Genomic DNA, 18,057 nt, shown 5'->3' with positions numbered 1-18,057 from the left:
GTACGATGCTGCGCTGTCCGCAATTCATGCAGTAGTCACCCCTATCCAGTCGATCATCCGAAGTAACAAGCTACGGAAAAAACGGCTTTTCAGGAAAAAGCCAATAAATACTTACTCCCCTTTTCCCAATCCTGGAATGCGGTGGAAAAGGACGGTGGCTATTGTACGATCGGTCATGCCTGAAACACCGATGCCATCGCCCCGGAGAAAAATAAATCCAAAAGGTTAATTTTAGAGCCAGATTCTCGTACTCCTCCTTACCAAACGTGGAATTCTCCTTTTATTTTTACCTGCTTTTTTTTAATTTCCGAAAAAGTTTCCACCAATGAAAAAAAGAGCCTTCCTAAAAAACCTCCTGGCCCTGGGTGTTACGGCCAGCCCCGGCGTGAATTCCTTTGGCCAACTCCTGTCCCGTTACGAGCACATCCCTCCTGCGCAACTTGCTTCCAACGAGGACTTCTGGGCTGGAATCCGGGCCGGGTACCGGCTCAAACCCGATTACATCAACCTGGAAAACGGCTTTTATTGCTTTGTCCCACAGGAAACTCTTGAAAATTTAATCGGGCACGTGCGGGAGGTAAATTACCAGGGATCCTGGTACATGCGAAACGAGCGCAAGGGAAACAAAGCGGCCACCACTGCCCGCCTGGCCGAATTGGGAGGCTGCAGCCCCGAGGAGGTGGTCATCACACGAAACGCCACCGAGTCCCTGGATTTGATCATCACCGGCATTCATTGGAAGGAAGGAGACGAGGCTGTCATGGCCGAGCAGGACTACGGCGCCATGCTGAATCAGTTCAAGCTGGCCGCCAAACGGTATGGGGTGGTAAACAAGGTGGTATCTGTTCCGAACCTGCCCCAATCCGACGAAGAAATTGTGGAGCTCTACGCGGCTGCCATTACGCCCCGGACACGGCTGCTGATGGTCTCCCACATGATCAACATCACCGGGCAGATCTTGCCCGTGCGGAAGATCTGTGACATGGCCCATAGCAAAGGGGTGCAAGTGTTGGTGGACGGGGCGCATGCCTTTGCCCATTTCCAGTTTAACCTACCCGATCTGAACTGCGATTATTACGGATCCAGCCTGCACAAATGGCTGAGCACGCCGCTTGGTGCGGGCCTTTTGTACGTAAAGAAAGGGAATGCGGAGCATGTCTGGCCCCTGCTTGCCGAAGGAGAGCGTGACCCCAACGACATTCATCGCCTGAACCATATTGGTACCTACCCGGCCTATACCGATCTGGCCATCAACGATGCCATCGATTACCACCATGCCATCGGCGGAAAACGAAAAGAAGAACGCCTCCGGTATTTGCAAACGTACTGGACCAGCAAAGTCCGGGATATCCCGGGGGTAATAGTAAATACGCCCAAGGACCCTGGGCGGCATTGCGGCATCGGCAACGTGGGCATCGAAGGCATGAAGCCTGCGGAACTTGCGAAAGTGCTGATGGAGCGGTACAAGATTTTCACGGTCGCGATCGACGGCTCCAACGTGCACGGCTGCCGGATCAGCCCCAACCTCTACACCACACTGGACGAGTTGGACGTGCTGGTGAAAGCCTGTATCGAGCTGGCAAGGGCCTAGGCAGCCTACCACAAGCAGACTGCTTGGGGCGTGCCAAAGAAACCGATTGACAAGCGGTCAGCATGGGTTCTACCCCAGAGGCAGCAATTATTTGTTGACCCGAAAAGGGGCGAATTCCGCAGTGGTTCCGGGTCCATTTTTCCAATCAGCAGTACCAACGTGGCGGGTATACTGATCCGTACAGAGTAAAAATTGGCTAACACATCTGCACTAGCAAATGCTATCGGGCACCATGCGGGCTACAGGCTTTTCAGGTCGATCACCTCAAAATTCCTCGCATCAAAATAATCATCCAGTCCATAGTCCGTATTGATGATGATACCTCCCAATAAGGTTACCTTGTCCGCATGGAATTCATCTTTACAGGTTTTTAGGTATTGGCGAATCTTGTTGTCGATAATACCGTAGGTAGCTTCTGTAATGGCTTTTGGGGGATTTTCGCTGGCAAGTATCTCCGCTCTAAAGGGAAGTAAACTTTCTTCCAGCTTCATCTGTTGGTAATCGTCGTCATTGACGATGGGCGTGTACCCATCATGCTGTAAACGATCCAGGGCAAGCATCAGCGCCCCGCATGAATTGCCCTTTTCCTCCATTCTTGGTCGGAACATTTTGCCCAATTCTCCATCCAAGGTAATGCCAATGTGAGGCCCATAAAAGATAAACGCACTTCCTTCATCCGGAATATGGTGGGCATAGGCCGTCATCCCGGTTTTTCCAACAAATGGAACGCCTCCGAGTCCGCCCATTACGAAGGGGCCAAACAGAACGTTGAAGAAGGTAGTCGATGGCACATTGATATCGTCCGAACAAACGGATGTTGCCATAAGAATTTTTGAGACATCCAGTTGATGCTCGATTTGCATTTTTCCTAAAAAATGAATAGACGTGTCTTTCGCATCCCTGGCATTTGGGAATTCCTTTTTTACTATTTCGTCAAATTTCCTTTGTAACATAGGTAGATGGTTTAGCTTACCCACTAATTAGCCTTTTAAAGGTAGGCAAAATTAACAAAATGAAAAATTACTGCAGGTCGCGTTGCATTGAGAACCGCTACCGCTTTGCCCGCCAGGATACGGTAAAGTCGATGTTGCCCGGTGACAGGAAGTGCCTCTGCTAGGGAACAATTGCGCATTCCGGACCATTGAAAGTGGCTATAGTCCATTATTTTATTTCATTTTTGAAAAACTATTGTTTTTTGTCTAGCAATTAATTTGACCGTTTTTTGATTTACCAGCAAATGATACCGTCACCTTTCCTTTTTCACCAGCGGGTCCTTCATGAACACCTCCTTCAAATGAGCCGGTACCCGACTGCGTCAGGGCCAGGCAACGAACTCCGGATAGATCTTCCCCACCAAATCACCCTGTCCATTAGTAGGTAATACACGTAATTATTCCTTTAAAGATCATCGGAAGAAACATTTTTCTGCTATGCTATCAAGGCTACAAAATTTGAAGGAAATACCCTTTTCTCTGTTTCGCCGGAAAGACGATGCCTGTTTGGAAGGAGATCAGCGAGTAGTATCTCACTTCCCCGCTGCACATAGGCGGATCCAATGCCTCGATTGAAGGATTGCCTGTTTTGGAACGCGTCTCCGGTATAATCAGCCCCATCCGGGGTTGGAGATAGTTTTGCTGGCAAACAACCGTAGGCGGCACCCACAGTTAATATTGTTTAGGCGCTTCAGGCCGGCATTTACAGAGCGAAACAATACAGGCAATTCCTGTACCTTCTTCTACCAATATGTTTTCAGGAACATAGTCATTAGAAAAGAAGCGGATTGCATCCTTTCGACAACACTACCGCCACAGGTAATTTCCTGTAAGCTAAAAAATGAGGCGGCCAAAGGTTTTTTTAAAAATTTGTTGGCAGATTAATAAAATTATTTGCATACTGTCACTATTTTCAACAACAAATTGGCATTCGCTAAGATGTTTAACTTCTCCATCAAGGCACTGGAAAACAAAAGTTTAACCTGGAAACAATTTCGGTACTATGAAAAAAATAACAGGAAAGATCCTGCTAGTGGATGATCAGCCCTATGAAGAGTTATTACTTAAAGAAGCATTAAACTTGATAGACCGTTTTCCTGAGGTAGAATATATTTCAGATCCTAAAAAAGCACTCGTGCACCTTAGAGATAATCGCGACAAGATTTTTCTAATCATTTGCGATATCAATATGCCGGAAATGAGCGGTCTGGATTTTAAAAAGGAAATTGAAAAGGACGCTTACCTGCGTGAAAAATCCATTCCATTTGTCTTTTTTTCCAGTGAAGATTCCAAAGAAAGGGTAAAACAAGCCTATACGTATAATGTGCAGGGTTTTTTTAAAAAAGCGGATAGTATTGAAGCCCAGGGCGAACTTCTGAAAATTATTATTAGGTACTGGGCAACCTGCCTGCATCCGATTATGGGTGTTGAGAAGTAGCTAAAAAATTATCGTAAAGGAGTGTTTGGGGAGTGTTAGCTCAACTCTGTCTGGCTTCTTTTGAATATTTAAAATGAGTAACCGATCAGAAAAATATGACCATTGCTTTTTTCCGTGTCAATGGTATAGAATTCTTCCAGTCTATAACTAAAGAAAAGTTCATGTTCATTTTTTAGACTTTTGATTACCCTTATTCCATAGTCTCTCTCATTAGGAAATCGTTCAAATGTAGCTGGATCTCTGATAAAGAACCATTCAAAGTAAGGGCGGATGACCCAGGAAGATTCCTCTCCGCTCGGTATGGGGATATCAACCCCTATTTGATAGCGTAACCGTCCATAGTTTTCTCTTGTTGAGTTGTATCCTTCGGTATAGAAAAACCGCCATTCGGATTTCAGTCTTTGCCTTAAGGTAATCTTCCCAGCAATTGGAATCGTGTATTGAACAGCGGACAATGGACGCACTTCAAAGAAGTTTGTGATATCCCTATTGAAGGTGTAATAACTATTTATCCCACCAAGTATTCTAAAACGCTTAATTCTTCGAACACCGGCAAATGATACGCCCCATCTTCTCCACGCGGGTTCGTCATATAGGTGTTTAAAGTTGGCCTCACCGATAAATTCCCATTCTTCTTTCTCTAGCAGTGTTTTTTCAATGACTATTTCATGGAAAAACTCATCCTGCGCAAGTGCCTGATGACTCAAAATAAAGAGTAGGAAGCTAAGAATACCTAGTGAATGCTCCTTCATATCTTTTCCAATACTATTAATATTTTAGGTATATTGATTCTACACGTATCTTTAGTTCTTTGTTGAATCTCTTATACATTGCAGTCATTTTATGCTCAGCAAGAAAATTAAAAAACTTGCTGTGAGGGCCGTGTAGTCCATCTTCTTGTTTGAATAATGTAGTTCCACTTGGTGTAGGTTCTAGGGAATAGACATGATGATCCTTGATTTTTCCAATAATATCACCAGACCAACCAAATTTCACTCCCTCCTCATACTCGGTGCATATATGTTCCAACGCTATGTTACCGCTTGATAGCGGATTCTTAAAGTAGGATACAAATTTCTCTCCCTTTACAGGTTTACTTACAGAAATTCCTATGAAAGAAGAGCTCCATTCTTTTAACATATTCCAATCCGTCAACACATTCCATACCTGCTCTGGTGTCGCTTGAATTTCTATTTTCGTAAATACTACATTGTTCTCGTTTTCCATAAATTCTTGCTATCAGTTCGTTTAAAAATTATATCCTATGGAAACTGCATACCGAAAGGTCCAGTACCAAAAATTGATTTCCGCTTCCGAACTATTGAGCTCGATTTCCCTGAAATTTCTTCTAATTCCAAAATTTTGGCTTAAAGCATCTGACACCTGGGCAAGTTCGTCATTGCTTAAGGCGCTATCCGCATTAAATTGAATCCAATTGGGCGCATAGCCCAAGCCCCCAAACTCAAAATCAATGAGCCAATTATTTCGTTTGATTTGATAGCCCACCAACCCCCCAAAATTCAGAGATCTAAAATTTGTTTCAATCCTTGTGTTAAGATGGGTACTGCTACTCCCAAATTGCAGATCGGAGGAAAAATCCACACGATTGTACCGAACAAAGCCTCCTGCATAAAAGCCATGTGGTGAGACAAGACCACAATCACAGAAACCAATGTAGCGGCGTACTTCAGCTAAGAAGTAGCGATTTTGAATGTCTCGATTTAAAAAACTTAAGTCGGCATCTGAGCTTAAAACAAAATCAGATTGATTGCCCCTCAGATTGGCTCCAATACCTGCGACAATACTCAAATTTGGGCGTAAGAAACGCTCATAAGATACTTCGCTTGTAGCACTCAAAAGGGGAGGTAGAATATTAATTTTGAGTGCATTTTTTCGATGATTTTCACCCTCAGATTGACCGTAAGCAATAGAAGAAGCGATACAAAATACAAGTAGAAATAGCGATTTTATCATTTCGCTTTGTTTAAATTTTTCAGTAAAACTCGGGCATTTTCGTGGTGTCGTTGGGTATAAAAAAATTGAAAGAAGATGAATAGATATATTCACGTGTTTATTCATTTCTTCTGTTTTTGTTTTTTCCACACCCTCACGCTATTTTTACTTAGAAAGGCGTATGATAAGACCTGTTCCAATATCGGCCTGGATAAAATAGGCTCCCGCACTTGCCTGAAGACCGCTACCACCACTTCCTGCATAAAACCCAAAACCGTTGAATTGTACGGGAAAATTTAAACGCCCATGTAACCTTAACCCGATTCTTTCTGTTAGATAAAGGTTCGTGCCTGCTTGCAGCCCAAAGGACAAGGCAGCCTCGTTATATCTGTTAGGTGAGGAATCCAAATTAAAGTTTGTGAGTCCTAGAGATGCTCCTGCGAATGGTACAACTTTCTCATTGGTAGCAAATCTTTGTCTTACACCTATATGGTACCAACTAACTCGCAAATCAGAACGCTGATTATTGAGGTCCGGATTGAAATAATCCCGATAATCTCCGATAGTAGGTTGATAAAAGTATTCAATTTGAAAAGAGATATTTTTATTCACAATGTCAAGTGATATACCATAACTCTCGCTATCTTTTATATTCAGATCCCCAAACCGTCCATATATTTTTCCTCCAAAGGTATAGTTAATCTGAGGAATGATCTCTATACGCTGTGCCTGCGCATGAATGGTAACTGCCAGGAAAAACACGAATGTCAATTTAATATTTTTAAACATTGGTTTTTATTTTGGTTTGTGAATTAATGAATAATCTCCCATTGTTGGAATTGTGAAAAAGACTATCAAAACTTTGCCAGCCCCTTTCATCACAGGTCTCTTTAATCCACTCTAATGGTATAATCTTTGTTTTGTCCTTCAATTTTTACGTTTTCAACGGGCAAATCAAGTTTCGTTGTAGTGATGTGATTCACGCCGGAAGATTTAAAGGTATCGTATCGCACTTCTCCAGAAATGGGATCAGCATTCATTTTAGTGGAAAAGCTCTTGCTAACGTATCGCTTGGTTTCTGCGTCTATATAGATGATCAGCTCATCACCAGCCACATAAATATCCTTTCCTTTTGCAATGAGAACGCCATTTTGTTCAATAACCTCCGCTTTATCGAAAAAGTCAAGTAGTTGACCTTTAGTCATGTAGGTATAGCTCAACGCATATTGCATAGCTTTTTCAATATATTCAGCCTTGCTCTCGATTGCATTTTGCTGCATTTTACCACGAACACCAGGTTTCTTTTGGATAGTGGTTTCTCCGCCTACCAAATTGATGTTCAACGCTCCAGAGTCATCATATTTAAACTCACTGATAAGTGTTATCTTATTTTCACCTTCACCAAATACATCTGCATGTAATTTCCAGATATACTCCTTCAATTTTTCTGTATTTTCAGCATCCACCTTGCTAACATCCAAGGCTAGTTGCTCTGTACTAATTTGAGAGAATCCGCTCAAACTGAAAGGGAAGAATGCTACAAATAGCAAAATACTTTTTTTCATCTTGAAGAATTTATGTTAATTTTTTTAGCGGTTTAATTATTCATTAATTAGCTTTCTAAAGCCAAACATGATGACAGCAAATACTGCTTTACCCGATTAGCCTTCGGGTAAACGCTATACCAGAATAGCGTAGTCCCAACCACACTTACTCAACTGATTACTTATGACTTGGTATATTTATCGTTGTTGCTGGATTTAGGTCTTCCCTAGGATCTGTAAGATACCCCGCTGGAAAGGAAGCGGATAGCGGTGTACCAGTTACATCCAGACAGAGTTCGTGGTTGTTATCTCCATCCCCTAAATCGGCAATAGCAAAGGGAGTTACCTCAATTTTGCTACCATCCTCTTGCTGAACCGTAACTTTGTATAGCAGTCGTTCCACATCGTTAATTTCTTCGCCACCCGGCTTGGTGACCCCTCCGGCCCAAGTTACTCGGACTACTTGCTTGGTACCTTCGGGAGCTCCACTGCTACCGCCCCAAACCAGTGCGGTTGCTTTTTTGCCCAAATCCCAATCTTCTTTGGGAACAACTTCCGCCCAAATCATAGTTGGACCATCTTCTAGTGGTGTGATATCTATGTTCGTTCCTTTAAAGTTCAGCTTCCCATCAATAGAAAGCACGTTACCAATAACTTCAAATTTGACCGGCTGATCTTTGATGCTGCCATAATGACCTGCAAACAAAACCGTCCGAAACTCGCCTTTATCGTCAGCAGGAGCAAGGGTAACCCAATCGATTTCACCATTTTTTCCAGAAGCTGTGGTAATCCTAAAATCACCAGGCTGCAAGGTGCGTGGATCAATTTCATGTGAAAAGATGACAGGCATTCCATCTGCTCCACCAGCCCCTTTACCAATACTTTTATTTGCTGGACGGGGCAAGGCATCATCAAGACCGTAAAAGGCTGAAAGTAAAGTTGCTTGCCTTCCCATTCCGTCGCGATTTGCGGTAATATTGGTACTTGTTGTATCCAAAGCCGATGAATTAGCTGTTAGATTTTCATAGGAACGGAGTAACTTAGCTTGGTTTAGAGAGCCACAACTCGTAGTGATTAGTAACACCCAAACAAATGAATATATTTCTTTTTTCAGCATGTCTATTTTTTCGTTTTCAATAGGTAAAGGTTGTAGTCAATGAATGAAACAACCTCCCTAGAGTCTCAACTTAATTTTTTGAAATTTTCTTATTTCTCCTTCTTCGCCAAATCAAGAAACTGATAGCAGCAGCGATTACACCAACAACCACAAGTAGTAAAGGTAGAAATCCCCTAATCATGCTTTTGGTTGCATTTTTAGCAACAAATCCTTGGGCGGAATAACCCTCAGGCATTTTAAGTACACCTACTTCTTTTTCGTATTCGGCATAGGCTGCGAGCATTTTTTTGAATAGTTCCGGTTCTTGATCAGCCAGATCTACCACTTCTCCAGGGTCGCTTTCAATATGATGAAGATGCCAAATGTTATCTCCATCCGGAATATTGTTTTTCACAATTTTATACCCATTCATAAAGTAAGCGGAGCTATTTGCCACTTCTATTCCAACGCCTTCGTTTTTATTATAAATGGGCTTGCTCGGATCATTTATGTGTGGAAGTAAACTTTTACCGGTGATAGGAGCATATCCTGCTTTTGCAGAAGTGGAAATACCCACAATGTCATAGATAGTCGGGGCAATATCTGTGAAGAAGCTGAATGCATTAGAGGTGTTTTTCGGAATATTTCTTCCACTGATGATCAGGGGGACACGTAAGCCACCTTCTCCCGTGTAGTACTTGAAATAGGAAAAAGGGGATGATACTGCATTGGCAAAGCCGGTACCCATAAAACCATAAAAGTGTTTTCCTCCTTTGTTATCAAAATCTCTATGATACCCATTTTTTATGGCCCATGGTACAGCAATGCTAAAGTCACCCCCATCAGGCCCATTGTCAGATGTTACGATAAAAATGGTATTCTCCATCTTTCCTTCCTTAGTCAGGTATTCAATATACCTTCCTATATGGTAATCCATAGCTTCCAGCATACCGGCTGTAACAGCCATACTTGTGGTGTAATCCTTTTGTTCTTTTTTGCTTAACTCATTCCACTTTTTAGCGTTCGGGATATTGTCACTCAATTGTGCACTTTCAGGAATCAAGCCGAGTTTTTTGGCTCTTTCATATCTATCTTGACGCATTTCGTCCCAACCTTTGGAGTAAATATCCATATAGTGATCCACAAACTCTTTTGGTGCTTGTACAGGCGCGTGGATTGCTTGGAAGGCAATATATGCGAAAAATGGATTGTCTTTGTTTTGTTCCTCTTCGTGAAAAGAAATGATCTTATCAATGTATGTTTTAGAAGAATAGAAATCTTTAGGTAGTTCCACCTCTTTTCCATCGGCATACCAATGGGCATGCGGCTTTTGTGGTAGGTAGCCTTTAGAATCGTAGTTGCTCGCTCCTGAGCTACCAAGAATATACGATCGATCAAATCCCCTTTTGGGGGGGAGTGTTTTTTCGTTGTGTCCTAAGTGCCATTTTCCAGTTACATACGTGTTGTAATTGACTTCCTTAAGCCGAGTGGCAATGGTCTGTACCCGATCATTAAGTTCTCCGCCGTACCCTGGCTTGGACTGATACTCCTCTGGAAGCATTTCAGGCAGATTAGCAACCCCGGCAAGGTGACTATCCGTTCCTGTCATCAGCATGGCCCTAGAAGGGGAGCAAACGGGAGAGGCATGCATATTAGTAAACATGAAACCACCTCGAGCCAGCTTGTCAATAGTGGGGGTTCGTGCTTCGCCACCATAGACACCAAAATCCATCAATCCAGAATCATCTACCAGGATGAGAACGATACTAGGTTTTGAACTGACAGAAGCGTTTTGGCCAAATGCATCTGCTGAACCCTTAAAGATGAGTAGGGATAAAGCGCATACGATTATTAGTTTTTTCATTGTAATTCCGTTAGTGTTTTCATCATGAGATGGGCAGTTTCATGACTTGAGTTTTGATTTTGTCCCGTAACAAACCGCTTTTCTTTGTCTATAACCGTCAAGGTGTTTAAGGGCTCCAATATTTTTTTGCTCTCCGCTTTGTAAATAGCACCTGCCTTTTTCAATTCCAATTCAGGATGATACGGTGTGTATTCAATACCAAATGTTTTAAGCTGTCGCTGCGTCACACCCGTCATTGTTCTACCCTTCACTAAATATCCTCCGTTTTTATCTTTGGCTTCGGTGAACGCCAACGCTCCATGGCAAACGCTCCCGAAAATAACATCGGAATTATAATAAGCGTCAGACACTTTAGCAGCAACAATAGAATCATTCATATCGTAAGCTGCTCCCCAACCACCACCGAAAAATACTAAGTCATAATCCTTGAAATCGACCTCAGCCACCGCGAATGAATTTTCAACCTTCGCTTTATAAATGTCATCATCCAAAAACCGCTCGTCTTCAGGAGCACTCACGAAATAATAGAACGATTGTGGATCAATAGGAACTTTTCCACCTTGTATACTAGCAACATCTACTTCCATATTAGCATCTAAAAAGTCATAATAGGGAATTGTCATTTCAGAAGCGAATATTCCGGTAGGCTGTCCTGTAGTTTCACCAGGTTTATTGAGTACACCATGACTTGTCGTTACAATAAGTGCCTTTTTACCTGACAAATCGAATGTTTCACCATCATAGTCAGGGTGCAATCCACGGAAATGCAGTATGTAGGGTAGTGCTACGGCTAAAATAACTACTAAAGCCAATAGAGCAGCAAACACGTAAATTAATTTCTTACTTGGTTTCATGGTACGTAGCTTTTAAGTCTAACTGATTTAAAAATTTATGTATTAGTGGTTCTTTCTTAGTAAAGTCAGGGATTAGTTCCCTTGAGTGTTCTCTCCAATGAATGGAAGTAGAGAGTAGATATTTACTTGAATAAGGGAACTAAAGTAGGTCTCAAGTTGCCAAAACTGCGCAGCTTTTTGAACCCCAACCTCTTTCTTCATCTTTCTAAAATAGGTCTGCTGAAGTTTGGCAAATGATTTTCTAAAGGCGTTAGTCCTCTTGAAAAGCTCTATAATCTTTTCGTCAGTAATGTTAGGGTAATGTTGGGCGTATTCTGAGATGACTTGGATTCTTTCGTTCCCAAGCTTCTTACGTGCTGCTTCATATTCGTCGTAAATTGCCCAGAAGTTTTCCGCATCCGCTCCCAAGTCCATAAAATTGGCAAGGGCAGCTTCCTTTTCAAGACCGAAAGCTTCTTGAATGATTTCCACCTCTGTTTGAGAGGTTTGGGGAAATGCTGTATTAACAACAGCTAACAAGACCAGGAGCGTGATTGACGCTTTGAGAGTGTAAGGATGTTTCATGGTGTGAAATTTTATTGTTTGATGACACAAATCTCACACCTCTTAACACACTATCCTTTTACATTTGTTGAAAAATCTCGATTGTTTACTTTTTTTCTTTTCTGATTCTACTAAGTTGGGTTTGGGTCACCCCGATCATGGATGCTATGTACTTGAGTGGGTATTTCTTGAGTATTTCGGGATTAGTCTCCAAAATATACTGATATCGTTCTTTGGCAGTACCATTTAGAAACATCAGATGTCTTTTGACTAATTCCATGGATCGATCCCCTATATATTCTCTAATCAAAATATTAAATGTTACGTTGTATTCGAGCAAACTCCAAACGCTTTCCATATTAGCAACAAGCACAATCGACTTTTCTATAATCTCTATAATTATTGGGGATTTATCTCCAGTCCTAACACTTATAATGTCTGATAGAAAGTTATTGATCTGAACGATTTGATCCGTAATTTCATCTCCTTTATCATTTATAAAATAGTTTCTTGCGCTACCTTCTACGAGAAATCCCAGTTTTTTTATAGCTGTATTTTCCTTTTTGAAGGGCTCTCCTTTATTAAATTTTTTCTTGGAGAAAATGGATAAAATTTCTTGAACTTCATGATCTTTCGCTCTTTTTACTCTTTGGTAAATAAAGTCTTCAAATTGTTTTTTCATGCCAAGTCGGAATTGCAGCTAATCGGTTCAGGCAATGGAATTTTACCCTTGTCATTCCAGTGAACTCCCGAAGAATCAGGGGCGCTTCATGTTCTGGTCACTGTGAATATAGGAATATTAATGGTTGAATAAATTTCCAATGATGGAAGAAAGGACAGAAAGGTATTTGTACCGCTTTCTAGCGCCCACGAACGGGCGCCCTTGGTGTACAGGACATTTACCTCTGTTAGTAGCCGCAGGTTTTTATTCGCGTTTACTAAACGTATCCTCTGCCGCCGTATGTGCGGCAGCAAAAGTCGGTGTTGAAAACTCCCCAGCACGAGCCTCTTCGGCAGGCAGATCCGATGTTTTGGGATTCTGCCATTGGTACGTGCACTGGTTTCCAAGGTCATTCAATGGTCTCTGCCATGCAAAGTGCCTCAAAGGCATAGCCGATACGTATTATTGGCTGAACTACCTGTTTTTTCTTTGCGTTTTTCTACACTGCATTTTTCTGTTCTTGCCCATACTTCCGAGAAATTGGCCCATTTGGAAGGTTTTCCGGGCAATACATGCTTTCAGTAATCCGTCAATTTAAGTTGCGTTCTTTTAAAACCTCTTCCAAATCCTTGGTTTTGTTTGGACCTTTGAGCATCCGATAAATAAAAACAATGGGTATTACCATGGGAATAAAGAATCCCAAGTTTTTGTCCGAAGAGAGACTCCAGGAGACAATACCGAAAATGAGTATGCCTCCAAGAAAGCCAATCGCTGCTGCATTAAAGATCTTGGATTTATTTAGTTTCTTCTTCTCGACTACTAGTTCTTCGTCAGTCAATTGGTACAGGTCTTTCTTTTCCATTTACTTGAGTTTTGTAAATCTTTACCTTGTTTGATCAATTTCTATTGGGCAAGAGGCATCTAAGTATTTTTTATTCGCATCAACGTATCGGCTACCTGGATTTTCATTCAGTCCAAAAACAAAGCAGGCGTCAACATGTCCAATTAGAACTATTAATGTAAGATTTTTGTAATTCATTTTTTGGTCAGGTATCTGTAACTATTTTGGTCGGTTTCCCTTTATTGGACATACCGATCGGCAGCCCTCGCAGTTATTTCCCTACCGGGCGCTGGACGCAACATCGTTAAATATAGAAGAATTTGGAGGAATTACAACTAGCTTTGTGATTACAATTTTTCTTAGCCATTTAACCGATACGGAATCGTCCGCGTTGGATTCGCGATTCCAACCGCTTATCCGGGCACCCTTTCCCAGAGGCATTTCTTGGCATTGGCCCGGAAGGTACTGCCTGGCTATGCCCCATTCGATTACGTTAAGAAAAAAGTGCTCGTAACAACAAAATAAACCGATACCAGAGGGAGCGTTCTCTCCCAAGCCCGATCTACGATTGATCGGCAGTTTTTTGATGATCTTGGTTCCAGTAGCTCAGAAATCCATCAGCACTTTGCCACAGACGGATGCAAAGGGTATAGGGGCCGTGTCTGGGACAGTCGCACGTTGGACCTTCCAGCATCCAAATGTGGGATTTCAAGGCAGTTCTTGTCCGCCTACTATATGGAAATCTGTCTATGCCCGATTGAAAGCAACTCGACCCGAGGATCTTTACCTGGGACAATATTTTAAGCCATTCCTTTTTGAAATCAAGCATCAAATTAATTAAATTTATCCAGCAGCATTTAATCGCATATTGTATATGCCATGGCAAGGTTATACTTCTATATTCAGTTCATTAGAAGGTTCTTTTTCAAATGGTGTTTGTTAGGATTTAGTTTGGTATACCCAACGTCGTCGGTAGTAGGTCAGTTAATTGACGTGAGCCTTCGTCACTTTTCTACCGACAGTGGCCTGGCTACTTCCATGGTCAATGACCTATATCTCGGCCATGATGGGTATCTTTGGATCGCTGGGTTGGGTGCTTTGACAAAATTTGACGGCACGGAATTTAACAGCTTTGCTCCAACCGGAAAAGAAGCTAATTCTATTAACTTCACGTCTGTTGCTTCAGATAAAAAAGGCACCGTTTATGCGGTCGGCATTGACCGTTGGAACACGTATCATCTTTACAGATTGCTTCCTGATTCGGAGGAGCTGATGGTGGTAGGCAATGACTGGGTCTCTGTTCAACCCATTCGGGCTGTAATTCCTGCCAAAAACGGAGAATTATTATTTATCACCACCAAAGAGGAGGTCATTTTGTCCGATGGTGATCGGGTATCACGGTTGTTCGAATCGCCTGGGCAAACCCAAATCATCTCTACCTACTGTACGACTGAAAATTTCTTCTTTCGGACGTCAGGGGACATTTTTAGCGTGAGTCGCACGGGAACTTTCACTTCAATAAACGAATCCGAACTACCTCCCTATGAAGAAACGATACCGTTAGGGGGTAATTATTACCCAATCCATAATGTACCATCAAACGATCTTTCTTACTTTTTCCCCATGTTACGTAGCCTGCTGTATTCGCCAACGGTATCCTCTTTTCCTGAAACATCCTACATTTTTCTTGACCCGACAAGCTCTTCGCAATGGAATATTAAAAAAAGGAGGATTACACACGTGGATCGTAAGACCAAAGAAAGTAGAGACTTCTCGTTTCTTTTACAAGATTTCCCGAAAGCCCACGGTATTAAGTGTGCTGTAATGGACCATTTCGGGCAGGTATGGCTGGGCACAAACGACGGCGTTTTTGCCATCAAACCTACATTTTCCATCGCGCAAAAACTGTTTACGGGAAGGGATAGGTTTGGCAATGCCTTTAGCTTCCGGGGGATTGCCCAATGGAGGGGGAAATTGTACGCCAACAGTTACTCGGGAAGATTAATCTACCAATTTAATGAAGGAAGCGAATCACCGTTTTATAATAACAAGCCTGTTGTGCATCCACTGGCAGCCCATGCAGGAACCGAAGGCTCTCTTTGGCTATCAGATGGTCATTACCTGATGCGATTTCACGATGCAAACAGGGAGCCCACTGTCTTTACACTTCCGCTCTTACCTAACTTTGATTACACCAGCTTGAACATATGGAGCATCTACGAAGACGCTGAGCGCAAGGTATGGCTTGGGACCAGCGTAGGCCTTGCCGTTTTGGATAGCTTGGGAGGTCAGATACGCTTTATTTTCCCCCCATTGGTCCCTTCGGATTCCATAGCAAGGGTCAACCACATACATCCTGTACAAGATGGCCTTTTATTGGCTACCACCCTAGGTCTGCGGCATTTTGATTTCAAGCATGGGTTTAGTGGGCAAGCGGGAGTTTATGATTCATTGGTAAATTGTACCAAAGACACGCCCATTTACCACCTACACATAGACAAGCGAGGCATTTTTTGGATCGCCAGCCATGGAAAAGGGTTGCTGCAGTGGCATCCGGAAAGGAAGCAGCTGACCAGCTTTGATGCATCTAATGGGATAAGCAGTAACGAACTGCACGCCGTTTACGAGGACAATAAGGGAGGATTATGGATGCCTTCCGAGGACGGGCTTTTTATGTTTGATCCATCGGAACAAAGAGCCGTGCGCTACGGAAAGGAACATGGGCTAACTGATGATGAGTTCAACCGCATTGCTCACTTTCAAGATCAGGAAGGCCTCCTTTATTTCGGGGGTGTGGCGGGCATAAATTTAATCGACCCGGCCGACATTTACCGAAATTACACAGATAGTACGTACTCGCTTAGATGGAATGCCGCTGTAGTTTCGGCCCAGGATGGAAGCTTCTCGGAAGATATTACTTCTGCGGTTCTTTCTAAAAAACCGATCGTCCTTACCAGCGAGCCTACTACCCTTACCCTAAAGCTCTTTAATTTGGGAGGATACACCTCATTCGAATACAGATGGAAATCTGACAGTGCGGGTTGGCAAAGGTCGAACGAACCCTTGCTACACCTTGTGGACCTTCCGGAGCGACGGGATGAACTCCTTATTCGGGCACTCGATAGTCGGGGTAGCGTGGCCGGTATGCTACATCTGCCCCTGGATGTACAACACCGCTATACCATTCAGGAACTACTAGTGCCCACAATGATAGGAAGTGCACTGCTTGCCGTAGTGGTTTTTTCCTTCTTTTGGCAAAAGAAATCCAGTGACAAGAAACACCGTTCCAGGCTAAAACAACCTAGATTCGCTTCCCCATTCGATCAACCTGTAGAACCGCTTTCTGAATCGCTGGATGGATTTGCCGAAAAGATTGAGGGAGTTGTAAATCAGCACCTGTCGTCTCCGGAATTTGGCGTTAGCCAACTCAGTGAGGAGTTATGTTTGAGTAGAAAGAGCCTCTATCGTAAAACCAATCAGTTAATCGGAAAAAATCCCAACGAACTAATCAAGGAAAAACGGCTAGCGTATGCCAAGCAGTTGCTTTCCTATTCCGATCTCAACATTGCTGAAATCACCTTTAAGGTCGGGTTTAATTCAAGCAGCTACTTTACTAACTGTTATAAAAAACAGTATGGGCAAACTCCCAGGGAATATAGAAATCAGCTACTGAAACGAAAGAACTCCTAAACGCAAGGGGTTATTCAGCGTTTTTTGTCCCCAATCTTTCTTTTTTTGACCCAAAATCAACATTTTTTTACCTCCAAAAAGGCCAGATTTACACCGAATTTCAATCCACTTACTATGAAAAAGGGTCTATTCGTTTTATGCTTAATGGGGCAGATTTTTGTTGCATATTCTCAAATGATCGCCAATGAGGCTGGCATCGGAATACAAGGCATTGCAAGAGATGCCAATAACAATGCCCGGTCAAATGAAGCTATTACCTTGAGGTTTACCCTGTATTACCTGACAGAAAACAATACAGAGGAAACCATTCTAAACGTAAACGAAAACCTTCAGACGGATGCTTTTGGGGTTTTTTCCTATGTATTCGAAGTGGGCCAGCAGCATTACCCGGTTATTGCCTATTACGAAACCTATCTAAAGATAGAAGAAGGCTCCACTATCATCTCCGATGAAAAACTAAAACAAGTTCCGTACGCTGTAAGTGCAGGAAATGGGGTGCCCACAGGATCCATTATGCCTTACATTGGAGATACAGCACCCCAAGGCTGGGTGCTATGTCACGGACAGGATGTCTCAAACGTGGCAGGCTCGGAAAGACTGCGAAATCTGCTGGGTAAAGCGACCGTTCCCGATCTGAGGGGGATGTTTTTAAGAGGTACCGGTCAAAACCAGGAATTTGGAAAGGAAGGACCGGACCTTTTGCAAACACAAGCGGATATGCTGGGAACACATCGTCATGAAGCAGGCGCTGACATGGAGGCAGTAGGAGGAGAACACCAGCATTCCATTCGATCGGATGGCGCACTTGTAGCAACTGGACTATTTCGCTCTATTACAAACTATATACGTACGAACGGCGGTTCCATGACCGATTTCTTTACACAGCCCGACGGGGCCCACACCCATCCGATAGAAGGAAATACCGCCGAAACGGGAGGAGATGAAACACGCCCCATCAACACAGGTGTAAATTACATCATCAAACTTTGA

At 42.8% G+C, this 18,057-nt stretch carries 16 protein-coding genes; 4 read left to right on the top strand and 12 right to left on the bottom strand.

All coding sequences use genetic code 11. The features are described 5' to 3' along the window. The first annotated feature begins 325 nt into the window (after positions 1-325). Positions 326-1,591: an aminotransferase class V-fold PLP-dependent enzyme gene (locus BMW71_RS00625; protein ID WP_092168058.1), complete on the top strand. Its 1,266-nt coding sequence runs from the start codon at positions 326-328 to the stop codon at positions 1,589-1,591. Positions 1,592-1,830: 239 nt separating this feature from the next. Here the strand turns inward: BMW71_RS00625 and BMW71_RS00620 are convergent, their stop codons facing one another. Beyond that, positions 1,831-2,544, bottom strand: coding sequence for a hypothetical protein (locus tag BMW71_RS00620; protein ID WP_092168055.1), 714 nt, complete (start codon positions 2,542-2,544; stop codon positions 1,831-1,833). A 1,042-nt stretch (positions 2,545-3,586) separates the two neighbouring features. Here BMW71_RS00620 and BMW71_RS00615 point away from each other — a divergent pair. Further along, positions 3,587-4,021, top strand: a complete 435-nt coding sequence (locus tag BMW71_RS00615; RefSeq protein WP_092168054.1) for a response regulator — start codon at positions 3,587-3,589, stop codon at positions 4,019-4,021. Positions 4,022-4,089: 68 nt separating this feature from the next. On the opposite strand, the gene BMW71_RS00610 is transcribed toward BMW71_RS00615, so the two are convergent. The 11 genes from BMW71_RS00610 to BMW71_RS00560 all read right to left on the bottom strand — a co-directional run bounded on the left by BMW71_RS00610 (position 4,090) and on the right by BMW71_RS00560 (position 13,398). After that, positions 4,090-4,773, bottom strand: a complete 684-nt coding sequence (locus tag BMW71_RS00610) for a DUF2490 domain-containing protein (RefSeq protein WP_092168051.1) — start codon at positions 4,771-4,773, stop codon at positions 4,090-4,092. Positions 4,774-4,789: 16 nt separating this feature from the next. Further along, positions 4,790-5,248 carry an SRPBCC domain-containing protein gene (locus BMW71_RS00605; RefSeq protein ID WP_092168049.1) on the bottom strand — a complete coding sequence of 153 codons (459 nt, stop codon included), beginning with the start codon at positions 5,246-5,248 and terminating at the stop codon, positions 4,790-4,792. Positions 5,249-5,269: 21 nt separating this feature from the next. After that, positions 5,270-6,124 (bottom strand): hypothetical protein, encoded by an 855-nt coding sequence (locus tag BMW71_RS23485; RefSeq protein WP_143057512.1) that lies wholly within the window; start codon positions 6,122-6,124, stop codon positions 5,270-5,272. A 15-nt stretch (positions 6,125-6,139) separates the two neighbouring features. Continuing rightward, positions 6,140-6,763, bottom strand: coding sequence for an outer membrane beta-barrel protein (locus BMW71_RS00595; protein ID WP_092168044.1), 624 nt, complete (start codon positions 6,761-6,763; stop codon positions 6,140-6,142). Positions 6,764-6,864: 101 nt separating this feature from the next. Continuing rightward, a complete protein-coding gene (locus BMW71_RS00590; RefSeq protein WP_092168041.1) occupies positions 6,865-7,539 on the bottom strand; it encodes a hypothetical protein in 675 nt (224 codons plus the stop codon). Positions 7,540-7,696: 157 nt separating this feature from the next. Continuing rightward, on the bottom strand, positions 7,697-8,635 hold the full coding sequence (locus BMW71_RS00585; protein WP_092168038.1) for a hypothetical protein: 939 nt from the start codon (positions 8,633-8,635) through the stop codon (positions 7,697-7,699). Between the two features lie 70 nt (positions 8,636-8,705). After that, entirely contained in the window at positions 8,706-10,478 is a 1,773-nt protein-coding gene (locus BMW71_RS00580; protein WP_092168036.1) for an arylsulfatase, read from the bottom strand. Further along, positions 10,475-11,332 (bottom strand): type 1 glutamine amidotransferase domain-containing protein, encoded by an 858-nt coding sequence (locus tag BMW71_RS00575; RefSeq protein ID WP_092168033.1) that lies wholly within the window; start codon positions 11,330-11,332, stop codon positions 10,475-10,477. The genes BMW71_RS00580 and BMW71_RS00575 overlap by 4 nt, the downstream gene beginning before the upstream one ends. 72 nt (positions 11,333-11,404) lie before the next feature. Further along, positions 11,405-11,896: a hypothetical protein gene (locus tag BMW71_RS00570; RefSeq protein ID WP_092168030.1), complete on the bottom strand. Its 492-nt coding sequence runs from the start codon at positions 11,894-11,896 to the stop codon at positions 11,405-11,407. Between the two features lie 85 nt (positions 11,897-11,981). Beyond that, on the bottom strand, positions 11,982-12,557 hold the full coding sequence (locus BMW71_RS00565; RefSeq protein ID WP_092168028.1) for a Crp/Fnr family transcriptional regulator: 576 nt from the start codon (positions 12,555-12,557) through the stop codon (positions 11,982-11,984). A 568-nt stretch (positions 12,558-13,125) separates the two neighbouring features. Beyond that, positions 13,126-13,398: a hypothetical protein gene (locus tag BMW71_RS00560; protein ID WP_092168025.1), complete on the bottom strand. Its 273-nt coding sequence runs from the start codon at positions 13,396-13,398 to the stop codon at positions 13,126-13,128. A gap of 1,803 nt (positions 13,399-15,201) precedes the next feature. Between BMW71_RS00560 and BMW71_RS00550 the strand changes: the two genes are divergently transcribed. Together BMW71_RS00550 and BMW71_RS00545 are read left to right on the top strand one after the other, a co-directional pair. Further along, positions 15,202-17,067 carry a helix-turn-helix domain-containing protein gene (locus BMW71_RS00550; RefSeq protein WP_177179541.1) on the top strand — a complete coding sequence of 622 codons (1,866 nt, stop codon included), beginning with the start codon at positions 15,202-15,204 and terminating at the stop codon, positions 17,065-17,067. Between the two features lie 114 nt (positions 17,068-17,181). After that, a complete protein-coding gene (locus BMW71_RS00545; RefSeq protein ID WP_143057511.1) occupies positions 17,182-18,057 on the top strand; it encodes a tail fiber protein in 876 nt (291 codons plus the stop codon).

Source organism: Cyclobacterium xiamenense (assembly GCF_900109255.1).
In the GTDB taxonomy this organism is placed as follows: Bacteria; Bacteroidota; Bacteroidia; order Cytophagales; family Cyclobacteriaceae; genus Cyclobacterium; species Cyclobacterium xiamenense.
This window is presented reverse-complemented; position numbering and strand designations above follow the sequence as displayed.

What these genes read in the sequence shown, in the direction of transcription:
- BMW71_RS00625 (WP_092168058.1), top strand. Translation starts at nt 326, where the DNA reads ATGAAAAAAAGAGCCTTCCTAAAAAACCTCCTGGCCCTGGGTGTTACG.
- BMW71_RS00620 (WP_092168055.1), bottom strand. Translation starts at nt 2,544, where the DNA reads ATGTTACAAAGGAAATTTGACGAAATAGTAAAAAAGGAATTCCCAAAT.
- BMW71_RS00615 (WP_092168054.1), top strand. Translation starts at nt 3,587, where the DNA reads ATGAAAAAAATAACAGGAAAGATCCTGCTAGTGGATGATCAGCCCTAT.
- BMW71_RS00610 (WP_092168051.1), bottom strand. Translation starts at nt 4,773, where the DNA reads ATGAAGGAGCATTCACTAGGTATTCTTAGCTTCCTACTCTTTATTTTG.
- BMW71_RS00605 (WP_092168049.1), bottom strand. Translation starts at nt 5,248, where the DNA reads ATGGAAAACGAGAACAATGTAGTATTTACGAAAATAGAAATTCAAGCG.
- BMW71_RS00595 (WP_092168044.1), bottom strand. Translation starts at nt 6,763, where the DNA reads ATGTTTAAAAATATTAAATTGACATTCGTGTTTTTCCTGGCAGTTACC.
- BMW71_RS00590 (WP_092168041.1), bottom strand. Translation starts at nt 7,539, where the DNA reads ATGAAAAAAAGTATTTTGCTATTTGTAGCATTCTTCCCTTTCAGTTTG.
- BMW71_RS00585 (WP_092168038.1), bottom strand. Translation starts at nt 8,635, where the DNA reads ATGCTGAAAAAAGAAATATATTCATTTGTTTGGGTGTTACTAATCACT.
- BMW71_RS00580 (WP_092168036.1), bottom strand. Translation starts at nt 10,478, where the DNA reads ATGAAAAAACTAATAATCGTATGCGCTTTATCCCTACTCATCTTTAAG.
- BMW71_RS00575 (WP_092168033.1), bottom strand. Translation starts at nt 11,332, where the DNA reads ATGAAACCAAGTAAGAAATTAATTTACGTGTTTGCTGCTCTATTGGCT.
- BMW71_RS00570 (WP_092168030.1), bottom strand. Translation starts at nt 11,896, where the DNA reads ATGAAACATCCTTACACTCTCAAAGCGTCAATCACGCTCCTGGTCTTG.
- BMW71_RS00565 (WP_092168028.1), bottom strand. Translation starts at nt 12,557, where the DNA reads ATGAAAAAACAATTTGAAGACTTTATTTACCAAAGAGTAAAAAGAGCG.
- BMW71_RS00560 (WP_092168025.1), bottom strand. Translation starts at nt 13,398, where the DNA reads ATGGAAAAGAAAGACCTGTACCAATTGACTGACGAAGAACTAGTAGTC.
- BMW71_RS00550 (WP_177179541.1), top strand. Translation starts at nt 15,202, where the DNA reads ATGGACCATTTCGGGCAGGTATGGCTGGGCACAAACGACGGCGTTTTT.
- BMW71_RS00545 (WP_143057511.1), top strand. Translation starts at nt 17,182, where the DNA reads ATGAAAAAGGGTCTATTCGTTTTATGCTTAATGGGGCAGATTTTTGTT.